Raw genomic sequence first — 6,689 nt, 5'->3', positions numbered from 1 at the left:
ACGCCCGGTCACATTCCGAACCCGGAAGCTAAGCCTCACAGCGCCGATGGTACTGCAGGGGGGACCCTGTGGGAGAGTAGGACACCGCCGAACTCCTCTTAGGTAAGATGGCCACCCCTTGTTGGGTGGCCATCTTGCGTTAACAAGCTCATAGGGAGTCAGAATGTCAGAAGATCAGCAGAATCGTCGCGAGGGCGGGGATTCATCGCGCTCTGGCTCAGGCTCCTCGAACGGCAAGAAGCGCTCGTACTCCGACGCCGCCGGCCGTGCACCTCGCTCCGGCGGATACGACCGCAACAGCGGACGTCGTGACGACCGCGGCGGCTCAGGTGATCGTGCCTACCGCGGGGACCGCTCGCAGGGCGGCGACCGCCCGTACAAGCGTGACGATTCTCGTGGTGGTGACCGTCCGCACCGGAACGACCGCAACGGCTCGGGGGATCGGCCCTACCGCAGCAACGATCGTGCGCAGGGCGACCGTCCGTACAAGCGTGACGACTCGCGTGGTGGCGATCGTCCGTACCGGAACGATCGTCCGCAGGGTGACCGTTCGTACAAGCGTGACGATTCCCGGAGTGGCGACCGCCCGTACCGTAACGACCGAAGTCAGAGTGGCGCTCGTCCGTACAAGCGCGATGATTCCCGTGGTGGGGACCGCCCTTATCGGAACGATCGTCCGCAGGGCGATCGTCCTTACCGCAGTGATCGTCCGCAGGGCGATCGTCCGTACAAGCGGGATGACTCCCGGGGCGGTGACCGCCCCTATCGGAACGATCGCAGCCAGGGTGACCGTCCGTACAAGCGGGATGACTCCCGGGGCGGTGACCGCCCCTATCGGAACGACCGCAGCCAGGGTGGCGATCGCCCGTACCGGAATGATCGTCCGCAGGGAGACCGCCCGTACAAGCGGGACGATTCCCGCGGCGGTGACCGCCCCTACCGCAACGACCGCCCGCAGCGTGATGACCGTCGCCGCGACGACCGGGGCGGCGACCGTCGCTCGCACACTCCGCAGCGCGGGGGTGCCGAGCGCGAGTACAACCCGTACGCACCGGTGCGTGAGCGCGTTCCGGAGCCACAGCTTCCCGATGACATCACACCGCGGGACCTGCACCCGGCAGCGCGCAACGAGCTGAAGACGCTCAGCATGGAGAACGCCGAGCGGGTCGCCCGCCACCTGGCGATGTCGGCTCGCCTGATCGACGAGGACCCGCAGCTCGCCCATGAGCACGCCCTCGCCGCATCGCGTCGCGCCGGCCGTATTCCGGTCGTGCGCGAGTCCGTGGCGATCACGGCCTATGCCATCGGCGACTTCGCCCTGGCCCTCCGCGAACTGCGCACTTATCGCCGCATCTCGGGCCGTGAGGACCAGATCGCGCTGATCGTCGACAGCGAGCGCGGCGTCGGCCGTCCCGATCGCGCCCTGGAGGAAGGACGCGGAGTCGACCGCTCCGCTCTGCCGACCGAGGTGCGCGTGGCTCTCGCCATCGCGATGTCCGGTGCCCGCATGGACCGTGGCGAGCTCGAACTCGCCCTCGGCGAGCTGGAGATCCCCGAGCTCGACCCCGACCGCGCCTTCGAGTGGAGCCCCGCACTGTTCGCGGCGCGCGCCGCTGTGCTCGAGGACCTCGGACGCACCGATGAGGCCGAGTTCTGGGCCGAGCGCGCCGAGACCGCCGCCGACGCGCTCCTCGCCGCATCCGCGGAGCACGACGAGATCATCGTCGAGGATGGCCTGATCGAGGACTTCGACGACGAGTACGACGAGGATGCCGCGGGCGAGCTCGACGACGCCGTGGTCGACGTCGATGACGCGGCCGATGAGGTCGACGAGGTCGAAGGCGAGATCGACGACGCCGCCGGCGAGCCCGCCGCCGAAGCCGACGCCGACGGCTCAGCAGACGACGTCGCTGACGCCCCTGAGCCCAAGGCCGACGACGTCGCCGCCGAGGTCGCGGAGATCCTCGTGGAGGCGGGGATCGACGAGCCCGAGTCCACTGATGAGGGCAAGGCCTGATGGGCCTTTTCCGCAGAACCGCTCCCGCTCCCGCAACCCCCCTCGACGGCCGTGACGCCGTGCTGGCCGACCTCGACGGCGTCGTGTACGCCGGTCCCGGGCCGCTCCCGCACGCCGTCGACAGTCTGAACCGCGCAGCGGCCGGCATCCGCCTCGGGTACATCACGAACAACGCTTCGCGCACCGACGCGAGCGTCGCGGGGCACCTGCGCGAGCTGGGCCTCGACGTCCGCCAGGACGACGTCGTCACGAGCCCCCAGGCGGCGATGCGACTGCTCACCACGATGGTGCCGCCACCGGCGACGATCCTCATCGTCGGCGGAGAAGGACTCGTCGTCGAGGCCGAGAAGGCCGGCTACACGGTGACCCGCAGTGCCGAAGACGCGCCGAGCGCCGTCGTGCAGGGCTTCGCGCCCGAGGTCGCCTGGACCGATCTCGCTGAGGCGGCCTTCGCGCTGAAGGTCCCCGAGGACGAGGGCGGCATCCCGTGGATCTCGACGAACACCGACTGGACGATCCCGCGCGAGCGCGGCGTCGCACCGGGCAACGGCACGCTCGTCTCGGCGGTGCACACGGCGATCGGCCGCCTGTCGACCGTCGCAGGCAAGCCCGAGACGCCGATCTTCGAAGAGGCGCTGGCGCGGTTCGGCGCGAGCAACGCGCTGTTCCTCGGCGACCGGCTCGACACCGACATCCTCGGCGCGAACCGTGCCGGAATCGACTCGGCGCTCGTGCTGACCGGCATCGACCGTCCCAAGCACGTTCTCGCCGCCCCTGAGGGATCCCGGCCGACCTACATCCTCAGCGACCTGCGTGAGCTGCACGAGCCGTACCCGCAGACCGTGCAGAAGGACGGCGCCTTCCACGTGAACGGTGCCGCCGTGCGCGTGGTGGGGGCGAACGTCGAGATCCTCGCGGAAGGCGAGCGGCAGATCGACCTGCTGCGCGCCGGCGCAGCCGCGATCTGGGGCAGCGGTGCGGCGATCTACGTGTTCGAGGTGCCGGAGCGCCTCTACGCGGATCCGTTCCACCGTCCCTGACTGTCCACACTTCCGAGCGCCGCCGGTTCGTCGTCCGCACCCCACGTTAGGGTGGGGCTATGCACGATCCCGCCGAGCATCACCGGTCAGACGAACCGGCCGACGCGCTCTGGAGCAGGCTGCGACTGATCGAGGGCCAGCCGCTCGCCGATCGCGCCGAAGCGTACTCGGGCCTGCACAGCGAGCTCATGAAGCGACTCGACAGCGCACCGAAGACCGACCAGCGGCCGAACCCCGCCGGGGAACGGTGACGCGCCTCGACGCGGCGCTGGCCGCACGAGGACTGGCGCGTTCGCGCTCGCACGCAGCCACGCTCATCAGTGAGGGCAGAGTGCGGATCGACGGGCGCCCCGTCGTGAAGGCCTCGACCCCCGTTCCGGACGAGGCCGAACTCACTGTCGACGGCGCCGACGACTACGTCAGCCGCGGTGCTCACAAGCTCATCGCTGCGCTGGACGGCTTCGGCATCCCCGTCCAGGGGCGTCTCGCGCTCGACATGGGCGCGTCGACGGGTGGGTTCACGCAGGTGCTGCGCGAGCGCGGCGCACGCCGAGTGCTCGCCGTGGATGTCGGGCACGGGCAGCTCGCCCCGTCCGTCGCCGCCGATCCCGGCGTCACGTCCGTGGAGGGCTACAACGTGCGGTACATGACCCCGCAGAACCTCGCCGAGGCGACGGGTGAGTCCGACGCCCCCGACCTCATCTCCGGAGACCTCTCCTTCATCTCGCTCGAGCACGTGCTCCCGTCCGTCGCCGCAGTCGCCGCGCCCGGAGCCGACATCGTGCTGCTCATCAAGCCGCAGTTCGAGGTGGGCCGCACCGCCGTCCGCGGCGGGCTGGTCACCGACCCGACGACCAGGGTCGATGCGGTGGAGCGGACGGCCTGGGACGCCTGGGACGCCGGGCTCGGCATTCGCGGCATCCTGCCCTCGCCGATCCTCGGCACGCACGGGAATGCGGAGTACCTCGCCCACCTCGGCGCAGGTGGCGATGATCCGACACAATGGACGAAGCGCATCGCGGAACTGGCAGGAGGACGATGAACGAGCGGAACATCCTGGTCGTCGCTCACGCGCACCGCGAGGACACCGTCGCCGCCGCGATGCGCGTGATCGAGGCGCTGCGCGACGCCGGCGCCCGGCCCGTCCTCGCCGCGGAGGACCACGGGGAGCTCACCGCCGTGGACACGAGGTTCTCAGAGGTGGCCACGGTCGGTGCCGATGTCGACGTGAGCGATGTCGAACTCGCCATCGTGCTCGGTGGCGACGGGACCATCCTGCGTGCCGCCGAACTGGTGCGCGACGCCGGTGCCCCTGTGCTCGGGATCAACATGGGCCATGTCGGGTTCCTCGCCGAGATCGAACGCGACGACATGGATGACGCCGTGCGCCGCGTGATCGACCGCGACTACCAGGTCGAGGAGCGCCTCGCGCTGTCGGTCCGCGTGAAGGATGTGGCGGGCAAGGTCGTGTACGACACCTGGGCGCTGAACGAGGCGACCGTCGAGAAGGCCAGCCGCGAGCGGATGATCGAAGTCGTCGTCGAGATCGACGGCCGCCCGCTGACGAGTTACGGATGCGACGGCATGGTGGTGTCCACGCCGACGGGATCGACGGCCTACAACTTCTCCGCCGGAGGTCCGGTGATCTGGCCGGGCGTGGAGGCGATCGCCGTCGTCCCGCTCTCCGCGCACGCCCTGTTCGCACGCCCGCTCGTCGTCAGCCCTCAGGCATCGGTGGCGATCGAGATGCTCGAGTCGACCTCGGGTACCGGCATCCTCTGGTGCGACGGCCGGCGCTCTCACGAACTGCCCCCGGGCGCGCGCGTCGTGGTGCGCCGGTCCTCCCGGCCGGTGCGCCTCGCGCGCCTGCATCCGATCCCGTTCACCGACCGCCTGGTGCGCAAGTTCCAGCTGCCGGTCGCCGGGTGGCGGGGAGGCAGCCGATGATCGAGGAGATGCGCATCCGTGGGCTCGGCGTGATCGACGACGCCGTGCTGCCGCTCGGTCCGGGCTTCACCGCGATCACCGGTGAGACCGGCGCAGGCAAGACCATGGTCGTCACCGGACTGGGGCTGCTGCTCGGCGCGAGGGCCGACTCCGGCGCCGTGCGCGCCGGCGCGTCGCAGGCGTCCGTCGCCGGCGTCTGGATCGTGCCGCCGGACGGCTCGGTCGCCGACATCGTCGCCGATGCCGGGGGAGAGCTCGAGCCCGCGGGGGATGCCGCAGAACTGTACGTGTCGCGCAGCCTGAGCGCCGAGGGCCGCAGCCGTGCCAGCGTCGGCGGCCGGGCCGCCCCGGCCGGGGTGCTGTCGTCCCTGGCCGAGGAACTCGTCGTCGTGCACGGTCAGTCGGACCAGCTGCGACTGCGCTCAGCGGCCGCGCAGCGTGACGCCCTTGACCGCTTCGGAGGCGACGCGATCTCTGACGCACTGGGCACCTACAGTGCCGTGTACGCGCGCTGGCGGGCGTTGGACGCCGAGATCACGGACCTCACCGAGAACCGCGACCGCCGCGCCGATGAAGCCGCCCGGCTGCGCGAGGATCTCGCCCAGATCGAAGCGCTCGACCCGCAGCCCGGCGAGGACCGTGAGCTGAGCGAACGCGCCGAGCGCCTCGCGAACGCCGAAGAGCTCAGGATCGCAGCGTCCGTCGCGCGCGGGGCGATCTCGAGCGAGGAGGGCGAACCGGATGTCTCGGCGCTGATCTCCGAGGCGAGGCGAGCACTCGAGCGCGTATCCGACCCGCGGCTCGCCGAGATCGGCACGGCGCTCGAGGATCTCGGCTATCGGGCCGCGGATCTCGCGCTGCAGCTGTCCGAGTACCTCGCGGATCTCGACGAGACCGGTCCGCACGAGCTCGCCGCCGTCGAGGAGCGCCGTGCCGCGCTCAGCGCCCTCATCCGCCAGCACGGATCGCTCGACGAGGCGCTCGCGCTGTGGGGGAGCGGTTCGGCGCGGCTCGCCGAACTCGACGACGACGGCGACCGGATCGAACGGCTGCAGGCCGAGGCCGCGCAGGCGCGCGCCGACGTGGATGCTGCCGCCGACGCACTGACCGGTCTGCGCACCGCCGCGGCGGAGCGGCTGTCCGCCGCGGTCAGCGAGGAGCTGCACGCGCTCGCCATGCCCGACGCCCGCCTGGTCGTCGAGGTCGCGCCGGGTGCCGAGAGCACGCATGGCCGTGACGACGTGGCGATCCTGCTCGCCCCGCATCCGGGCGCCGAGCCGCGTCCGGTCTCGAAGGGCGCCTCGGGCGGCGAGCTGTCCCGCGTCATGCTCGCGATCGAGGTTGTCATCGCCGGGGTGGACCCGGTGCCGACGTTCGTCTTCGACGAAGTGGATGCCGGTATCGGCGGCGCCGCCGCGATCGAGGTCGGTCGCCGCCTGGCTCGGCTCGCCGAGCGGGCCCAGGTGATCGCGGTCACGCACCTCGCGCAGGTCGCCGCGTTCGCGACGAACCACCTCACGGTCGTGAAGGCGTCCGGCGGCGCTGTCACGGCCTCCAGCGTCCGCCGCCTCGACGGCGGGGAGCGCGAGGCCGAGATGGCCAGGCTGCTGTCCGGGCTGCCCGACTCCGACGCCGCCCTCACTCACGCTCGGGAACTTCTCGGTCTGAGCACCGCACCGAACTGA

7 protein-coding genes and 1 rRNA gene are annotated in these 6,689 nt (G+C 71.1%); 7 read left to right on the top strand and 1 reads right to left on the bottom strand.

The genetic code is table 11. The features are described from left to right. Window positions 1–93: ribosomal RNA gene (gene rrf, locus DY023_RS14830) — 5S ribosomal RNA — on the top strand; the annotation flags it as partial. A gap of 232 nt (window positions 94–325) precedes the next feature. Here the strand turns inward: rrf and DY023_RS14825 are convergent. Then, entirely contained in the window at window positions 326–1,177 is an 852-nt protein-coding gene (locus DY023_RS14825; protein WP_147303313.1) for a hypothetical protein, read from the bottom strand. On the opposite strand from DY023_RS14825, the gene DY023_RS18090 reads away from it, so the two are divergent. The 6 genes from DY023_RS18090 to recN are packed head-to-tail and all read left to right on the top strand — an operon-like array spanning window position 1,148 to window position 6,689. After that, window positions 1,148–2,017 (top strand): hypothetical protein, encoded by an 870-nt coding sequence (locus DY023_RS18090; protein ID WP_245958726.1) that lies wholly within the window; start codon window positions 1,148–1,150, stop codon window positions 2,015–2,017. The two genes, DY023_RS14825 and DY023_RS18090, sit on opposite strands and share 30 nt — an antisense overlap. After that, window positions 2,017–3,057: an HAD-IIA family hydrolase gene (locus DY023_RS14815; protein ID WP_116243092.1), complete on the top strand. Its 1,041-nt coding sequence runs from the start codon at window positions 2,017–2,019 to the stop codon at window positions 3,055–3,057. The genes DY023_RS18090 and DY023_RS14815 overlap by 1 nt, the downstream gene beginning before the upstream one ends. Before the next feature lie 59 nt (window positions 3,058–3,116). Continuing rightward, window positions 3,117–3,308 carry a hypothetical protein gene (locus DY023_RS14810; RefSeq protein WP_116243091.1) on the top strand — a complete coding sequence of 64 codons (192 nt, stop codon included), beginning with the start codon at window positions 3,117–3,119 and terminating at the stop codon, window positions 3,306–3,308. Further along, window positions 3,305–4,099, top strand: a complete 795-nt coding sequence (locus DY023_RS14805; RefSeq protein ID WP_116243090.1) for a TlyA family RNA methyltransferase — start codon at window positions 3,305–3,307, stop codon at window positions 4,097–4,099. The genes DY023_RS14810 and DY023_RS14805 overlap by 4 nt, the downstream gene beginning before the upstream one ends. Then, a complete protein-coding gene (locus DY023_RS14800; RefSeq protein WP_116243089.1) occupies window positions 4,096–5,004 on the top strand; it encodes an NAD kinase in 909 nt (302 codons plus the stop codon). The genes DY023_RS14805 and DY023_RS14800 overlap by 4 nt, the downstream gene beginning before the upstream one ends. After that, window positions 5,001–6,689 (top strand): DNA repair protein RecN, encoded by a 1,689-nt coding sequence (gene recN, locus DY023_RS14795; RefSeq protein ID WP_116243088.1) that lies wholly within the window; start codon window positions 5,001–5,003, stop codon window positions 6,687–6,689. Before DY023_RS14800 ends, recN begins: the two co-directional genes overlap by 4 nt.

The sequence above is a fragment of the Microbacterium bovistercoris genome, from assembly GCF_003387575.1.
Classification (GTDB): Bacteria; Actinomycetota; Actinomycetes; order Actinomycetales; family Microbacteriaceae; genus Microbacterium; species Microbacterium bovistercoris.
The sequence above is the reverse complement of the archived record's forward strand: the minus strand, read 5'-3'. Positions and strand labels throughout refer to the sequence as shown.